The sequence below is a fragment of the Streptomyces sp. NPDC002690 genome (genome assembly GCF_053592415.1).
In genome coordinates, this window is sequence record NZ_JBSFVR010000023.1 from 1 (window position 1) to 15,682 (window position 15,682).

12 protein-coding genes are annotated in these 15,682 nt (G+C 72.8%); 7 read left to right on the forward strand and 5 right to left on the reverse strand.

Annotated features, from left to right (window positions below):
- Positions 1–124 precede the first annotated feature (124 nt).
- The gene (locus ACWD3D_RS05600) at positions 125–637 is read right to left on the reverse strand and encodes a lamin tail domain-containing protein (RefSeq protein ID WP_451459634.1); all 513 of its coding nucleotides are present in this window, start codon (positions 635–637) and stop codon (positions 125–127) included.
- 514 nt (positions 638–1,151) lie between these two features.
- Between ACWD3D_RS05600 and ACWD3D_RS05605 the strand changes: the two genes are divergently transcribed.
- A complete protein-coding gene (locus ACWD3D_RS05605; RefSeq protein WP_451011052.1) occupies positions 1,152–1,535 on the forward strand; it encodes a hypothetical protein in 384 nt (127 codons plus the stop codon).
- Between the two features lie 75 nt (positions 1,536–1,610).
- A complete protein-coding gene (locus ACWD3D_RS05610) occupies positions 1,611–2,204 on the forward strand; it encodes a DUF4291 domain-containing protein (protein ID WP_451459635.1) in 594 nt (197 codons plus the stop codon).
- A 137-nt stretch (positions 2,205–2,341) separates the two neighbouring features.
- Here ACWD3D_RS05610 and ACWD3D_RS05615 read toward each other — a convergent pair whose 3' ends face one another.
- Positions 2,342–3,970 (reverse strand): sensor histidine kinase, encoded by a 1,629-nt coding sequence (locus ACWD3D_RS05615; protein WP_451459636.1) that lies wholly within the window; start codon positions 3,968–3,970, stop codon positions 2,342–2,344.
- A gap of 130 nt (positions 3,971–4,100) precedes the next feature.
- On the opposite strand from ACWD3D_RS05615, the gene ACWD3D_RS05620 reads away from it, so the two are divergent.
- The 3 genes from ACWD3D_RS05620 (at position 4,101) to ACWD3D_RS05630 (ending at position 8,617) form a co-directional block, all read left to right on the forward strand.
- Positions 4,101–4,937 carry a response regulator gene (locus tag ACWD3D_RS05620; RefSeq protein ID WP_451459637.1) on the forward strand — a complete coding sequence of 279 codons (837 nt, stop codon included), beginning with the start codon at positions 4,101–4,103 and terminating at the stop codon, positions 4,935–4,937.
- 147 nt (positions 4,938–5,084) lie between these two features.
- Positions 5,085–7,733, forward strand: a complete 2,649-nt coding sequence (locus ACWD3D_RS05625) for an alpha/beta fold hydrolase (RefSeq protein WP_451459638.1) — start codon at positions 5,085–5,087, stop codon at positions 7,731–7,733.
- A complete protein-coding gene (locus tag ACWD3D_RS05630) occupies positions 7,730–8,617 on the forward strand; it encodes an ABC transporter permease (protein WP_451459639.1) in 888 nt (295 codons plus the stop codon). The genes ACWD3D_RS05625 and ACWD3D_RS05630 overlap by 4 nt, the downstream gene beginning before the upstream one ends.
- A 45-nt stretch (positions 8,618–8,662) precedes the next feature.
- Here the strand turns inward: ACWD3D_RS05630 and ACWD3D_RS05635 are convergent, their stop codons facing one another.
- Positions 8,663–9,604, reverse strand: a complete 942-nt coding sequence (locus ACWD3D_RS05635) for an NADP-dependent oxidoreductase (protein ID WP_451459663.1) — start codon at positions 9,602–9,604, stop codon at positions 8,663–8,665.
- A gap of 80 nt (positions 9,605–9,684) precedes the next feature.
- Between ACWD3D_RS05635 and ACWD3D_RS05640 the strand changes: the two genes are divergently transcribed.
- Both ACWD3D_RS05640 and ACWD3D_RS05645 read left to right on the forward strand, forming a co-directional pair.
- Positions 9,685–10,161 (forward strand): winged helix-turn-helix transcriptional regulator, encoded by a 477-nt coding sequence (locus ACWD3D_RS05640; RefSeq protein WP_451459640.1) that lies wholly within the window; start codon positions 9,685–9,687, stop codon positions 10,159–10,161.
- Between the two features lie 151 nt (positions 10,162–10,312).
- A complete protein-coding gene (locus ACWD3D_RS05645; RefSeq protein WP_451459641.1) occupies positions 10,313–11,896 on the forward strand; it encodes a YfbK domain-containing protein in 1,584 nt (527 codons plus the stop codon).
- Between the two features lie 75 nt (positions 11,897–11,971).
- Here the strand turns inward: ACWD3D_RS05645 and ACWD3D_RS05650 are convergent, their stop codons facing one another.
- Both ACWD3D_RS05650 and ACWD3D_RS05655 read right to left on the reverse strand, forming a co-directional pair.
- Entirely contained in the window at positions 11,972–12,838 is an 867-nt protein-coding gene (locus ACWD3D_RS05650) for a peptidoglycan-binding protein (RefSeq protein WP_451459642.1), read from the reverse strand.
- Between the two features lie 155 nt (positions 12,839–12,993).
- Positions 12,994–15,450: a glycoside hydrolase family 3 C-terminal domain-containing protein gene (locus ACWD3D_RS05655; RefSeq protein WP_451459643.1), complete on the reverse strand. Its 2,457-nt coding sequence runs from the start codon at positions 15,448–15,450 to the stop codon at positions 12,994–12,996.
- Positions 15,451–15,682 lie beyond the last annotated feature (232 nt).

Genomic DNA, 15,682 nt, shown 5'->3' on the forward strand with positions numbered 1-15,682 from the left:
GCGGCAATCCAGCCGCGGGGCGCCGTCCGATCGTCTCCACTCGGCCGTGCCCGGTCAGCGCGCGCCTGCCCGGGCCGTGCCGTGCCACCTCGTCACCCGGTGGGGCCTGGCCCCTCCGGTGCCCTCAGCGGCGGTTGTCGCGGCCGTGACCGCGGTTGTCGTCGCGGCCACCGTGCCGGCCCCACGACTTCTCGTCGATCTTCCGGCCGCGGGAGTCGCGCAGCGTGGCGGTGTCGCTGTTGTCCCAGACGTAGTTGTTGCGGTCCTGGTAGACGTCCGTGCGGCTGTCACGACCCACACCGGTGTGGACGCGCACCGACGAACGGCCCGCGAGGCGCAGGTCGAAGCGGTAGGTGCGACGGCTCTCGTCGGTGAGGGTCCAGCCGCGCAGGTTCACGGCCTGACGGGACGTGTTGGTGACGGTCACCCACTCGTCGTTCAGCGAACGGTTGGAGCGGTTGTCGCGGCCCGGGCTGTCGTACTGGATCGTGCCCAGGACGACGGAGGAGCGCGGGGCGGGCTGGACGCGGTCGTGTCCGCGGTCGTGGCCGTCCGCGGAGGCCGGCAGGGCGGCTGCCGCCAGCAGGGCGCCGGAGGCGAGGACAGTAGCGGTGATCCGTCGTGCGGTGCGGGACATGGGACCCCTCGGTACAGGCCCGGACCCTGCGGTCCGGGCGGTGCTCGGCCCCGGCGTTCGCTGCCGGGAGCACAGACTCTGTCGGGATTCGCCGATGGCCGGAAGTCGCTCCAGAGCGCGGTTACACAGTGCAGACATTTCCGTTATGAACGGATGTAGCTCGCACTCGACGCGATCGTCGCGACCCTGCCAAATGGTGCCCAATGCATCGACCCTTGTGTCGCAAGGGGGTGGTCGGCCAAGTGCGCTCCGCGCCCCGTTCGGTGACACCTTGTGTGCGCCCTGTGAAGAAGGTGCAGGAACGTAACGGCGTTTTTCGGTCAAATCGAATGGGGGTCTGTATTTTCCCGACGGGCTCGCTGAATCGTTCGAGGGCAAGGCCGTGTTCCAGTGCGCGGACCGCCGGAAACGTGCCGGTTCCGGCGGCCCGGGGCAACCCGGGCGCGGCCCAGGGGTGTTCCTGGATACGTCGCACACCCGTCAGGGGGTGGCGGGCAGCCTCTATGCTCGCGGGATGGAGCAGAGGGAAGTCCTGAAGCGAGTGATCGGCATCCTCACCGAGGCCGGCGAGATCCAGCGGCTCCTCGAAGAGGACGTGGAGCGCGACGACGTCGACATGGAGGGCAGTGTCGTCACCGCCCTGCTGAACGAGACGATGCCGCGCATCGCGATCCCCGGGGACGCCACCGTCGAGGAGATGGCCGCCCTGATCGGCCGCGAGGTGGGCGGCGCCGTCGAGCAGTTGGTCGGGGCGTTCACCCTCGCCTACACGATGCTGGCGCGGGTCCACGACTCCGGCCAGACCGATGTCTCCTCCACCGACGTACTCCGCGATCTCGCGCTGCAGGCCGAGAGCGGCCCCTCCGGTGACCCCGGGGACGACGCCACCGAGCGCTGATCCACCGTCGGCACCGGCCGCCGCACCGGGAAAAAGCCGGTGCGGGGGTCCGGGCCGGTCGCCGAGACTGATCCGATGAGCACACCGCAGTACGAGGTACGAGCCCGGCACACCGACACCACCGTCACTGTCTACCAGGCGTACCGGCCGGAAATCGGCATCCCCGCCGCCCGCGACGACCGCTTCCCACCGGCCTGGAAGCGCGACCGGATGACCTGGATCAAGCCGAGCTTCCTCTGGATGATGTACCGCTGCGGCTGGGCGCTCAAGGAGGGCCAGGAGACGGTCCTCGCCGTCGAGATCACCCGCGAGGGCTTCGCCTGGGCCCTGGAGAACGCCGAACTCTCCCACTACGTACGCGGACTCCACCCCGACCGCGCCGCCTGGAGCCGCAGCCTCCGCCGCGCCCCCGCCCGCGTCCAGTGGGACCCCGAGCGGGACCTGCGGCTGAACCCTCTCCCGTACCGCTCGCTCCAGCTCGGCCTGTCCGGCGAGGCGTCGGCGCGGTACGCGGACGAGTGGACCGTCTCCGTCACCGACGTCACCCCGCTCGCCCGGGAGATCCACCACCTGGTGCGCGCCGGAGACCTCGACGCGGCGGGTGCCCTGCTGCCCCGGGAGACGCCGTACGCGGCACCGGACGGCACGCCCCGGCCCCGGCCCGCGTGACGTAGGTCGCGGGAGGTCCGTCCGGCGGTGAGGGAGGGGCGGCGGCGGGCCACGGTTTTCGGCCGGGAACGCCCTGGTCAGCGGCGAGCGGGTGTCGGGGTGAGGCCGCATCGCCCGAGTAGGGGTCGGAGCGGGAGCTACTGCTCGGAGTGTCCCTCCGGCTCCCCGTCCTCCTCCGCCACCCCCGGCAGGGTGAAGACGAAACGCGTGCCCGAGGTGTACTCGGTGTCCACGGCGATCGATCCGCCGTGGTGCTCGACGATCTTCTTGCAGAGCGCCAGGCCGATGCCGTTGCCCTCGTAGCTCTCCCGGGTGTGCAGCCGCTGGAAGATGACGAAGACCCGCTCCGCGTACTCGGGCGCGATACCGATGCCGTTGTCGGCCACCGAGATCTCCCAGAAGGGCCGTCGCGCCTCCTCGCTGCCCTCGCGACCCGGATTCGGTATCCGGCGGGCGGCGATACGGATCTCGGGCGCGGTGTCGGGCGCGCGGAACTTGATCGCGTTGGAGACGAGGTTCTGCAGGACCAGGCCGAGTTGGGTCGGCTGCCCGTGGACCGTGGGCAGGTCCTCGTACGTGACGGTGGCCCCGGTCTGCTGCACGGCGACGTCGAGATCGCCGACGGTCCGGCGCACCAGATCCGTCAGATCGACCTGCCGTTCGTCGGTGTGCAGCCGGCCGACCCGGGAGAAGGTCAGCAGGTCGTTGATGAGGAGCTGCATGCGGTTGGCGCCGTCGACGGCGAAGGAGATGTACTGCCGGGCGCGGTCGTCCAACTGCTCCGCGTACCGCCGCTCCAGCAACTGGCAGAAGCTGGCCACCTTGCGCAGGGGCTCCTGGAGATCGTGCGAGGCGACGTACGCGAACTGCTCCAGCTCCTCGTTGGAGCGGCGCAGTTCGACGGTCTGGGCGTCGAGCGCGGCCCGGGCCCGGTCCTTGAGTTCGAGGTCCTCCGCGAGACGGCGCCGCATGGCGTCCACGTCGGTGGCGAGGACCTGGATGTCGGCCGGGCCGGTGGGGACGAGCGCGTGGGCGTAGTCCCCGGAGGCGACCTTGCGGACGTCCGCCCGCAGCCGGTCCAACGGCCGCTGTACTCCCAGCCGCAGGCCCGCGAAGCCCAGGGCCATCACCGCCAGCACCACGGCGGCGATGACGGTGAAGACCGTGTTCCGCATGGTGCGCACGGAGGCCAGGTCGGTACGTGCCTGGTCGCGCTCCGCGGAGATGTGCTGCTGCTGGACCCGCAGGGCGGTGCGCAGCGCGTCGAACTGGGTCCGTCCGCTCTCCGCGCGCTCCTGGGCCAGGGCGGTGGGGTCCGCCGCGGCGGCGATGGGCCGGGCGACCGACGCGTGCCACGCCTCGGCGAGCTCGTCCACCTCGGCCAGATCGGCGGAGGACCGGGTGTCCCCGGACGTGAGGTTCTTCAGCTCGTCCATGGCGGTCTTCTGCTGGGTCAGACCGTCGCGGTAGGGGGCGAGGAACTCCTCGTCGCCGGCCAGGCCGTAACCGCGGATTCCCGTCTCCTGGTTGACCAGCGCCGCCTCCATGCGTACCGAGGAGATCAGCGCGGGGGACCAGCGGTCCGCGAGACGCTGGTTGACCGCCGTGGACCGGGCCAGGGCCCAGGCGCCGCAGCTGCCGAGTGCGAGCAGCACCACCAGGGCCACCGTGGTGCCCGTGGCCAGCCAGCGGCTGGTGCTCCAGCCGGGCCGCACCGGCGCCTGACGGAGATCGGCCGGCCGCGAACCCTCTTCGGCGCTCTGCACGGTGGCTGCCTCTCTCTGGCGGGGGAACGGTGATGATTCGTTGCTCCGGTTACCCACCGGAGCGCGGGTCACCCTACCTCGCTGACAACGCAGGTTGTCGCGGGCCGTCCGCTCCGACTACGGTTCGCCCATGACAGTGGAGACCTCGGCACGTCCCGGGACCGCCGAGCTCGCCGACCTGGCGCGCCGCGCGGTCGCGGACCTGGCACAGCGCCTCGCGCTGGAGCCGGACGCCGTCGTCCCTGTCGGAGACATGCCGGACGACGGCGAACCCCCGGCGGACGAGAACTGGACCGATCCACTGGCCGCGCTGCGCGCGCTGGCCCTCCTCAGCCGGGCGGTGGACGAGTGCGCCGCCGACGCGGCCCGCGCCGCCGCCGACGGGGGAGCCGGCTACCCGCAGCTGGGCAGCGCCTGGGGCGTCAGCCGGCAGGGCGCCCGCAAACGCTGGCCCGGTCTGGTCTTCACCGCTCGACCGTCCTCCCGCCCCCTTCCGAACGATCACCGGAGCCCCCACATGAACGGCCTTGCACCCCGGCGCACCTACACCGTCCTGCTCGTGGAGGACGACGTGGCCGACGCCATGCTCATCGAGGAGGCCCTGATCGAGCGGGGGATGGCGCGGGGCATCAACCGGGTGGACGACGGGGTGTCCGCCCTGGAGTACCTCCGCGACCCGGAGAAGGACCGCCCCGACCTGATCGTGCTCGACCTCAACATGCCCCGCATGAACGGCCGTGAGCTGCTCGGCGTGCTCAAGAACGACGACGAGCTCTCCAGCATCCCGATCGTGGTCCTCACCACCTCGGCCGCGCCCGACGACGTCCAGGACGCCTACACGCAGCACGCCAACGCCTACGTGACCAAGCCGGTCAACCTGGACGACTTCGTGCACACCGTCCAGAGCATCGACAGCTTCTTCCTGGAGACCGCCGTTCCGCCCCGGCAGGATCCCCTCGGCGGCTGAGCCCCACGGGCCCCGGCGCGCGGTGGCGGCGCGGCGGTGCGTACCGCGTCCGCAGTACGCGCCCCGGGGCCGTACCTCTCAAGGAGGCCGGAGGGTTCCGCCCCTGAGGGCTGCGGGACCCGTCCCGTACCCCCTTAGGGTCGTGACATGGAGACCTCTACCGCACGACGGCTCCGGTGGCCCCGCGCGCGCGGCCGATGGGCGGCGGCCGTCGCCGCACTCGTCGTGCTCGCCGGCGCCGGCACCTGGACCGCCGTGGCCGACGACGGAAAACCCGCCGTGCACCGCCAGGACCGGACGATCAGCGGCGACCGGGTCGCCCTGGACACCTCGTACTTCACCGCCGAAGGCGGCGGGCGACGACCCGCCGTGCTCCTCGGCCACGGCTTCGGCGGCAGCAAGGACGACGTCCGCGCCGAGGCCGAGAAGCTCGCGGCGGACGGGTACGCGGTCCTCACCTGGTCCGCGCGCGGATTCGGCAAGTCCGGCGGCGAGATCGGCCTCAACGACCCGGACGCCGAGGTCGCGGACGTCTCCCGCCTCATCGACTGGCTCGCCGCCCGCCCGGAAGTCCTGCTCGACGGCGAGGGCGACCCGCGCGTCGGCGTCACCGGTGCCTCGTACGGCGGTGCGGTCTCCCTCCTCGCCGCCGGGTACGACGACCGCGTGGACGCCGTCGCACCCGTCATCACCTACTGGAACCTCGCCGACGCCCTCTTCCCGGACGGCGTGTTCAAGAAGCTCTGGGCCGGGATCTTCGTCAGCAGCGGCGGCGGCTGCGAGAAGTTCGAGAAGAAACTCTGCGCGATGTACGAACGCGTCGCGGCGAGCGGCGTACCGGACGCCGAGGCGCGCGCCCTGCTGACGGAACGTTCCCCCTCCGCCGTCGCCGACCGTATCGACGTGCCCGCCCTCATCGTCCAGGGCCAGACCGACTCCCTCTTCCCGCTCGGCCAGGCCGACGCCATGGCGAAGGCCGTCGCGGCCAACGGCGCACCGGTCTCCGTCGACTGGATCGCCGGCGGCCACGACGGCGGCGACACCGAGGACGCCCGCGTCCAGAGCCGCGTCGGCGCCTGGTTCGACCGCTACCTCAAGGACGACCGGGGCGCCGATACCGGCCCCGCCTTCCGCGTCACCCGCACCGGCGGTGTCGACTCCACCGACGGGGCCGCCCTCACCCGGGGCGCCGACGCCGACAGCTACCCCGGACTGCGGGGCGGGACCCAGGAGTTTCCCCTCCGGGGCGACACCCAGACCGTCCGCAACCCGGCCGGGGGAAGCCCGCCCGCGATCTCCGCCGTCCCCGGCCTCGGCGCCGGACTCTCCCAGCTCTCCTCCCTCGGCGTCGGCCTCTCGCTGGACTTCCCCGGGCAGCACGCCACCTTCGACAGCGCGCCGCTGACCTCCTCGGTGCGCGTCACCGGCACCCCCACCGTGAAGGTCACCGTCAAGGCCCGCACCGGCGACGCCGTCCTCTTCGGCAAGGTCTACGACGTCTCCCCGGACGGCAAACGCCAGGAACTTCCCTCGCAGCTCGTCGCCCCCTTCCGGATCACCCCCGACCAGCAGGGCAGGCCCCTCGAACTGACCCTGCCCGCCGTCGACCACGCCTTCGACGCCGGGCACCGGCTCCGCCTGGTCCTCTCCGCGACGGACCTCGGCTACGCCTCCCCGGCCGAGCCGAACACGTACACCGTCTCCGTCGACGGCCCGCTCTCCCTGCCCACCGACGCCGGACTGACCGCCGCGTCCGCCGGACTCCCCTGGTGGACCTGGGGACTTCCCGCAGCCGCCCTCCTGGTGGCCGCCGCACTGCTGCTCACCGCGCGGCGCCGCACCACGACACCCGCCCCGGACCCCGCACTCGCGGGCGTACCGCTCCAGATCACCGGCCTCGCCAAGAAGTACGCGGGCGCCGCCGACCGCTACGCGGTCAAGGACCTCGGCTTCCGCGTCGAACAAGGGCAGGTGCTCGGGCTCCTCGGCCCCAACGGTGCCGGGAAGACCACCACCCTGCGGATGCTGATGGGCCTCATCACCCCCGACGCGGGCGAGATCCGCGTCTTCGGAGAGGCCATCCGCCCCGGCGCCCCGGTGCTCTCCCGGGTCGGAGCGTTCGTCGAGGGCGCCGGCTTCCTGCCGCACCTGACCGGCCGCGCCAACCTGGAGCTGTACTGGCAGGCCACCGGCCGCCCCGCCGAGGACTCCCACATGGACGAGGCCCTGGAGATCGCCGGGCTCGGCGACGCCCTCGCCCGGGCCGTACGCACCTACTCGCAGGGCATGCGCCAGCGCCTCGCCATCGCCCAGGCCATGCTCGGCATGCCGGACCTGCTCATCCTCGACGAACCGACCAACGGCCTCGACCCGCCCCAGATCCGCGAGATGCGGGACGTGATGATCCGGTACGCGGCCGGCGGCCGGACCGTCATCGTCTCCAGCCACCTCCTCTCCGAGGTCGAACAGTCCTGCACCCACCTCGTGGTCATGGACCGGGGCCGACTCGTCCAGGCGGGCCCGGTCGCCGAGATCACCGGCTCCGGCGACATGCTGCTCGTCACCACCGCCGACGGGATCACCGAACCGGTGCTCCGCAAGATCGAGGCCCTCGCGGGCGTCGCCTCGGCCGTCCCGACCGAGGACCGGCGAGGGCTGCTGGTCCGGCTCGACGGCGCCACCACCTCCGAGCTGATCACCGAACTCGTCCGGCTCGACGTGCCGCTCACCGGAGTCGGACCGCACCGCCGCCTGGAGGACGCGTTCCTCACCTTGATCTCCGGAGGCTCCGCATGAGTGACGTCCTCACCGGCCCCGGCTCCACCCGGACCCCCGGGGCGCCCGGCTACCACCCCCGCCGCACCCTCCCGCTGCGCGTCGAGGCGATGCGGCAACTGCGCCGCCGCCGCACCCTGCTGATGGGCGGAGTGCTGGCGGCACTCCCGTTCATCCTGATCATCGCCTTCGCGATCGGAGGCACTCCCGGCTCCCGGGGCGGCTCGGCCGACCGGATCAACCTGATGGACACCGCCACCGCCTCGGCGGCCAACTTCGCCGCCGTCAACCTGTTCGTCTCGGCGGGCTTCCTGCTGGTGGTGCCGGTCGCCCTGTTCTGCGGCGACACCGTGGCCTCCGAGGCGAGCTGGTCCTCGCTGCGCTACCTCCTCGCCGCACCCGTACCGCGCGTCCGGCTGCTGTGGAGCAAGCTCGTCGTCGCCCTCGGCTTCAGCCTGGCCGCGATGGTGCTGCTCCCGCTGGTCGCGCTGGTGGCCGGGGCGGTGGCCTACGGCTGGGGACCCCTCCAGCTGCCGACCGGCGGCGAACTCGCCCAGTCCGCCGCCCTGCCCCGGCTCGCCGTGGTTGTCGGCTTCGTCTTCGTCTCCCAACTCGTCACCGCCGCGCTCGCGTTCTGGCTGTCGACGAAGACGGACGCGCCGCTCGGCGCGGTGGGCGGCGCGGTCGGCCTGACCATCGTCGGCAACGTCCTGGACGCGGTCACCGCGCTGGGTCACTGGCGCGACTTCCTGCCCGCGCACTGGCAGTTCGCCTGGGCGGACGCCCTCCAGCCCCAACTGGAGTGGGGCGGCATGGTCAAGGGCTCGGCCGTGTCGGTGACGTACGCCCTGATCCTCTTCGCCCTGGCCTTCCGGGGGTTCAGCCGGAAGGACATCGTGTCGTAGGGGCCACGGCCGGGACGTTCGGGGAAGCGGCGCGGCCGGGTCGCGTCAGGGAACGAGCACCAGCCGGCCGCGTATCCCGCCCGCCGCGAGCCGGTCGTGCGCCTCGGCGGCGCGTTCGAGCGGGAGGGTCTCGGCGACCCGCAGCGTCAGCCCCATGGTGGCGAGCTCGGCCAAAGCGGCCCCGTCAGCACGGATCCACTGCTGGTGGACCCGGATGCCGCGCAACGGGAGCGGGGCCGAACCGCCGACCACCGTGGCGTAGGCGCCGCCGCCGCGGACAGCGGCCAGGGCGCGGATTCCCAGTCCCGCCGTGTCGAGCGCACCGTCGACCCCGCCCGGCACCAGGCGCCGGACCTCGGCCGCGAGGTCGGACGCGTCCCGGCCGACGACCCGTTCGGCGCCGAGGCTTCGAACGAACCCCTCGTCGGCGGGACCGGCCTGGGCGACGACGCGCAGGCCGCGCCGGACCGCCAGCTCGACGGCGAAACCCCCGACCGCCCCGGAGGCCCCGGTCACCAGCACCGTGTCGCCCGCGGAGAGGCCGAGCAGACCGAGGGACTGGAGGGCGGTGAGTCCGTTCAACGGCAGCGTCGCCGCGGCCGCGGCGGAGGCGTCGGCCGGCGCGGGCGCGATCGCGGTCGCGTCCAGGACGAGGTATTCGGCGTAGGCGCCCAGAGACACGTCGAGCAGGTCGCGCAGCCCGATCACCCGCTGCCCCGGCGCGAACGCCGTCACCCCCGTCCCGAGCCGGTCGACGACGCCCGCGACGTCCCATCCGATGCCCGTGTGCTCGCGGGCGGTCATCAGTCCGGCCCCGACGAGCTCTCCTGAACGGGTCACCAGATCCACCGGATTGACGGTCGCCGCTTCGACACGGACGCGCACCTGCCCGGGGCCGGGCTCCGGCAGCACAACCGTCACGGACCCGAGCACCTCGGGTCCGCCGTAACCGTGGGCGACCACCGCACGCATCTTCTCTTCGGTCATCATGCCGCCCACCGTAGGAAGCCCTACTCTCCCTCAGGAAGTACGCACTTCGTGGTGCGTACGGCACCGAAAGGAGAGCCATGCCCACCCGCACGGCCGCCCAGCGCCGGAACGAAGCGAGCATCGTCTACGACGCGTACCTCGCCGAATGCCCTGCCCGACAGCTGCTGGACCGCATCTCCGACAAGTGGGTCAGCCTCGCCGTCAACGCACTCGCCGACGGCCCGCGGCGGTACACCGAACTGCAGCGCCGACTGGCGAGCGTGAGCCAGAAGATGCTCACCCAGACTCTGCGGAATCTGGAACGCGACGGGCTGGTGTCGCGGACCGTGACCCCGGCCGTCCCGGTCCGCGTCGCGTACGAGCTGACCCCGCTCGGCCGTTCGCTGCTGCCGGTCATGCGCGCGATCAAGGGCTGGGCGGAGGAGCACATGGAGGAGGTACGCGCCGCCCGCGCCACCTACGACGCGCCGGGCCCAGGGTCCGCGGACGCGGGCTCGGCGGGCCGAGGCGATCGCCCGACGGCCCCGGACCACGGCGCGGACACCGCTTCGTAGGGACACCGTGCCCGGAACCTGATGTTCCGCCGCCCGGCCCCCTGCGGCTGCTCTCCGTCACCGCATCGAGACTCATCCGCAACCGGTTCGACGGCTCCCGCCGGGCCCCTCGCGCGTCACATTCACAGATGTCGACGACAGGGGGCCAGAGATGAACCACGGCACATCGAGACACCCGGCCGGCCCGGCGCGGGCGGGCGCGGCGCTCGCCGCGCTGCTGGTGAGCGCCGCACTGCTCGCCGGATGCTCGGCGGGCGGATCGGGCGGCCACTCGTCCGACGGCTTCGCCGCGGACGAGCGGGGCGGACCCGTACCCGCCCCCGCGGCCACCGCGCCGGACGAGGCGGGCAGGCAGGAGAAGGGGGACGAGGCCGCACCCGACTACCTCTCCACCTTCGCGCTCGACGTGGACACCGCGAGCTACGGCTACGCCCGTCGCGTCCTCGGCGACGGGCAGCTCCCCAAGCCGGAGACCGTCCGGCCCGAGGAGTTCGTCAACAGCTTCAAGCAGGGGTACGAACGCCCGAGCGGCAACGGGTTCTCCGTCAGCGTCGACGGCGCGCGCACCGGGGGAGGGGCGGACGACTGGTCGCTGCTGCGAGTGGGACTGGCCACCGAGGCGGCCGACGACACCGCCCCGAGGCCGCCGGCCGCCCTCACCTTCGTCGTGGACATCTCGGGGTCGATGGCCGAGACCGGCCGCCTGGACCTGGTGCGCACCTCGCTCGCGTACCTCACCGAGCAGCTGCGCGACGACGACTCGGTGGCCCTGGTCACCTTCAGCGACGAAGCCGAGACCGTGGTCCCGATGACCGGACTGCGCGGCCACCGCACCAAGATCCGCGAGGCCGTCGAATCGCTGCACACGCAAAGCGCCACCAACGTCGCCGCCGGGGTGGAACGCGGCTACGACGAAGCCGTGGAAGGCATCCGCGAGGGCGCCACCAACCGGGTCGTGCTGCTCTCCGACGCCCTCGCCAACACCGGGGAGACGGACGCCGACGCGATCCTGGAGCGGATCGGCAGCTCACGGAGCGAGTACGGCATCACCCTCTTCGGGGTCGGTGTCGGCAGCGACTACGGCGACGCGCTGATGGAGCGGCTCGCCGACAAGGGCGACGGCGACACCACCTACGTCGCCGACGAGGCCCAGGCCCGCAAGGTCTTCGTCGACCAGCTCCCCGCCCACGTCGAGCTGCGCGCCCGTGACGCCAAGGCGCAGGTCGCGTTCGACCGGAAGACGGTCCAGCAGTTCAAGCTCATCGGGTACGAGAACCGGGCCGTCGCCGACGAGGACTTCCGCGACGACGACGTGGACGGCGGCGAGGTCGGCCCCGGCCACACGGTGACCGCGCTCTACGCCGTACGCCTGCGCAAGGGAGCGTCAGGCCACGTCGCCACCGCCACGGTGCGCTGGCTCGACCCGGCGACCCGGAAAGCGCGGGAGGTGACCGGCTCGGTGGAGACCGACGCCATCGACCAAGGGCTCTGGGGCGCCTCCGACGATCGCCTCCAAGTGGCGGCGACGGCGGCCTACTTCGCCGACATCCTGCGCGGCGGAACCCTCCCCGGCACCCCGGGGCTCGGTGAACTCGCCTCTCGGGCGCGCAAGCTGGCGGCGGAGACCGAGGACGGCTCGGTGGCCAGGCTGGCCGATGCCATCAGCCAGGCCGCCGTACTGAAGGGCGCGGCGGACGATCTGCCGACCGCACCGTCCGAGGGCGAGATCGACTGAGCACGGAACCTGCCGGGGCCCGGCGGGGCGGGACGGCCGAGATCACCGGCCGTCCCGCCCCGCCGCGTCACCGCCTCACACGTTCGGAACCTTGAGCTTCGCCCAACTGTCCTCACCCGGTACGCCGTCGGCCGCGTCGCCGACGTACCCGAGCTTGCGCTGCCAGGCGGCGTACGACGCCCGGTCGGACGCCGACCAGGTGGGCCCGGGGCCGACCGCGTACAGGTCGCAGCCCTCCGCCACCAGCCGCTTGCCCATGGCGGTGATGATCGGACTGTTGCGGCCCGTCGTGAAGAACCCGGCCCCGGGGAACGGCTCGTACGGCTCCGGCAGCGGCCCGTCCGGAGCGGCTCCCAGCCGGACGCCGATCCGGTCGCGCATCGCGGTCATCGGGAAGCCTCGCGGGTCCACCTTCCCCGGCTGCCACTCCAGGTGCCCGATGACCGAGCGCTCGGACCACTTGTGGGTACGGCAGATCGCCGCCGCCGCCCGTTCGATCGCCAGCAACTGGGCGGCCGGCCAGGGGTCCTGGCCGTCGCCGAGGTTGACGCACTCGAAGCCGTAGAAACGGGCGTTGCCGTCCGTGTCGGCCTCGTTGTCGGCGGGCAGTGCCGCCGCCTCGGCGATCACCGCGCGCAGCACGTCCCCGTCGCCGAGTCCGGCGTGGTTGGCGCGGCCGTTGCCGACCAGGTGGACGGTGCCCTCCTTGTCGATGACCCCGTGGCAGAGCGGCCCGGGGAGATCGGAGCGGCCCGAATAGCACAGCTCCACCGAGTTCGGGGTGCCGGAAGTGACGGTGTGATGGATCATCACGCCGTTGACGGGGCCCCAGGGGCCCTTGTGGTCACGGTTGTTCGTGCGCCAGCTCTTGTACTCCACCACCTTCAGTCCCTCGTCGCGGAGGGCCTTCAGCAGGGTGTCGGCGGTCAAGGGGGTTGCCATGGTGGTGCTCCCTCGGTGCAACTTCGTCTGCGCGGTCGTACGGGAGACTTGTGCCCCTCCGTAACCCCTCGTGAACCCTCGGTCACCGGGCCGGAGGGGCGCGCAGCCTATCGCGCCCCGCCCCGCCCAGGTGACCGAAGAGCCCGAACCCCGCCCTACCGGGTGGCGACCCGCACCTGCGTACGCAACGGCAGGTCCGCCGAGGAGCGCCCCACCGCGAACTCGTACGACCCCGGCAGCAGGGTCCAGCCGTCCTCCACCGACCGCCACACGGCCAGCGCCTCCCGGGGGACGTCCAGGACGACGGTCGCGGAAGCGCCCGGCTCCAGCGTCACCTTGGTGAACGCCTTGAGCTGCGAGGGGGGTTCACCCGCCGCCGCGGGGAAGGTGACGTAGAGCTGCACGACCTCGCTGCCCGCGCGGGCCCCGGTGTTACGGACCCGCACGGTCGCCCGGTGGCCCGAACCGGCCCGGGCGACCTTCAGCCCGGAGAGCGCGAAGGTGGTGTACGACAGGCCGTGGCCGAACGGGAAGAGCGGCTGCTCGCCCGACCGCGCGTACCAGCGGTACCCGACCGCCAGCCCCTCGTCGTAGTAGACCTGCTTGCCGTCGCCCGGGAACTCCACCGGCCGCTTGGCCGGCCCCTGCGTCTCCGTCGCCGGGAAGGTCTCCGGCAGCCGGCCGCCGGGCTCGGCGTCGCCGAAGAGCATCGCGGCGACCGCGTTGCCCTGCTCCTGGCCCCCGTACCAGTTGGCGATCACCGTCGGGACCTCCGGCAGCCACGGCATCAGCACGGCGCCCGAGGTGTTGAGCACCACGACGGTACGGGGGTTGGCGGCGGCGACCGCGGCGATCAGTTCGTCCTGGTCCGCCGCGAGGCCCAGCGTGGAGCGGTCCATGCTCTCGGCCGTCACGTCCACCACGACCACCACCGCGACCTCGGCCGCCGCGGCGGTGGCCGCCGCCTCGGCGATCAGCCGGTCCTGCCCCGGCTGGTGCCCCACCCGCAGGCTCGCGGTGCCGGAGGTGTGGCGGTAGGTGACCTCGATGGAGTGCGGGCCCTCCGCCAGGGTCACGAAACCGTTCTGCACCACCTCGGCGCCGGTCGCGTACTCCGCCACCACCGTCCCGTCGACCGTGAGCACCACCGCGCCGCCGCCGCTCAGCGAGAACCGGTAACGCCCGGCGACCGACGCCGTGTACGTACCGCTGTACCGCGCCGACCAAGCACCGGTCCGGCCGCTCACCGGGGCCGGTGCGACCGTCCAGTCGAGGCGGTCGGTGGTCGTGGTGGCGAGGACCGTGCCGGTGAGGTCGGCCGAGGCGTAATAGACCGCCCGCAAGCCCGCGCCGAGCGCGTCGGCGGGGACGGCGGGCAGAGCGCCGACTCCAAGGGTGCCGCGGGCGTACGTCACCGGGACGGGCGTCGGGGCGATCGCGGCGCGGGCGGTGATCCCGGCGAGCGGGGTCACCACCCCGCCGTACGGGTTCACGCTCCCCGAACCACCGCCGTGCGACCGGTACCCCGCTCCGGCGGCGTCCCCGATCACCGCCACGGACCGGGGAGCGGACAACGGCAGCACCCCGCCCGCGTTCTTCAGCAGCACGCTGCCCTGGACCCCGATCCGGCGGGCCAGCGACCGGTTCTCGTCGGTGCAGACGACCGTGTCCAGCAGCGTCAGCGGGTCGGGGAGCGGGTGGTCGAACAGCCCGACCCGGTACATCGCCGTCAGCACCTGCACGGCCATCGTGTCGAGCACCTCCCCGGTGACCGCCCCCCGCGCGACCGCCGAGGCGAGCGCCGTGCCGAAGTACGTCGAGCCCGGCATCTCGGTGGTGGAACCCGCCTCGGCCGTCCGCACCGTGCTGTGGGTTCCGCCCCAGTCCGACATCACCATCCCGTCGAAGCCCCAGCCGTCCCGCAGCACGTCCTGGACCAGGGTGCGATTCTCGTGCGTCCAGACCCCGTTGACCTTGTTGTACGCCGTCATCACCGCGCCCACACCGCCCTGTTGGACGGCGGCCCGGAACGCCGGGAAGTAGATCTCGTGCAGCGCGCGCGAGGACACCACCACGTCGATGGAGTGCCGCAGCGTCTCCTGGTTGTTCGCCGCGAAGTGCTTTACCGTCGCGATGACGTGGCGCGACTGGATGCCCCGTACGACGGGCGCCGCCAGCGCCGCGTTGAGGTGCGGGTCCTCGGTGAACGTCTCGAAGGACCGCCCCCACCGGGGCGTCCGCAGGATGTTGACGCACGGCCCGAGCGCCACGTTGTGCCCCTTGGCCGCCTGCTCACCGCCGTACGCCCGCCCGTACGTCTCGGCCAACGCGGGGTCCCAGGCCGCCGCCAGCGCCTTGGAGCACGGCCACTGGGTCACCCCCGTCGACCCGTTGCCCACCCCGCTCGGCCCGTCGGCCAGGATCGTCGCGGGGATCTTGAGGCGCTCGTTGCCCGGCACCTTGCCGATGAACCCGGGCCGGGCGACCTCCGCCTTGACGTTCACCCCGTGCAGCAGGGCGATCTTCTCCTCCGTCGTCATCCGCGCGACCAGCTCGACGGCCTTCGCCCGGGCCGCCGCGGACCCGGGCTGCGTCACGGGACCGACGGACACGGGTGCGGCTCCTTCGACGCTCGCCCCTTGGGGAGCCGAGCCGTTGGTCCCTGGACTTCCGTCCCTGCCCGAGGCGGCGGCCCCGGGCCCCATGGCCCCGAGCCCGGCGGCGACCGTACCCGCACTCCCCAGTCTCAGCAGCGAACGACGACTGACCCGCATGGCCTCTCCCGGTGTTGGATGCCAGGAACGTAACGGCAGGTGGCACGCCGTCCCGGGAGGCACCAGCGGT

Coding starts and splice junctions, on each gene's coding strand:
- ACWD3D_RS05600 (WP_451459634.1), bottom strand. CDS start 637: ATGTCCCGCACCGCACGACGGATCACCGCTACTGTCCTCGCCTCCGGC.
- ACWD3D_RS05605 (WP_451011052.1), top strand. CDS start 1,152: ATGGAGCAGAGGGAAGTCCTGAAGCGAGTGATCGGCATCCTCACCGAG.
- ACWD3D_RS05610 (WP_451459635.1), top strand. CDS start 1,611: ATGAGCACACCGCAGTACGAGGTACGAGCCCGGCACACCGACACCACC.
- ACWD3D_RS05620 (WP_451459637.1), top strand. CDS start 4,101: ATGACAGTGGAGACCTCGGCACGTCCCGGGACCGCCGAGCTCGCCGAC.
- ACWD3D_RS05625 (WP_451459638.1), top strand. CDS start 5,085: ATGGAGACCTCTACCGCACGACGGCTCCGGTGGCCCCGCGCGCGCGGC.
- ACWD3D_RS05630 (WP_451459639.1), top strand. CDS start 7,730: ATGAGTGACGTCCTCACCGGCCCCGGCTCCACCCGGACCCCCGGGGCG.
- ACWD3D_RS05635 (WP_451459663.1), bottom strand. CDS start 9,604: ATGACCGAAGAGAAGATGCGTGCGGTGGTCGCCCACGGTTACGGCGGA.
- ACWD3D_RS05640 (WP_451459640.1), top strand. CDS start 9,685: ATGCCCACCCGCACGGCCGCCCAGCGCCGGAACGAAGCGAGCATCGTC.
- ACWD3D_RS05645 (WP_451459641.1), top strand. CDS start 10,313: ATGAACCACGGCACATCGAGACACCCGGCCGGCCCGGCGCGGGCGGGC.
- ACWD3D_RS05650 (WP_451459642.1), bottom strand. CDS start 12,838: ATGGCAACCCCCTTGACCGCCGACACCCTGCTGAAGGCCCTCCGCGAC.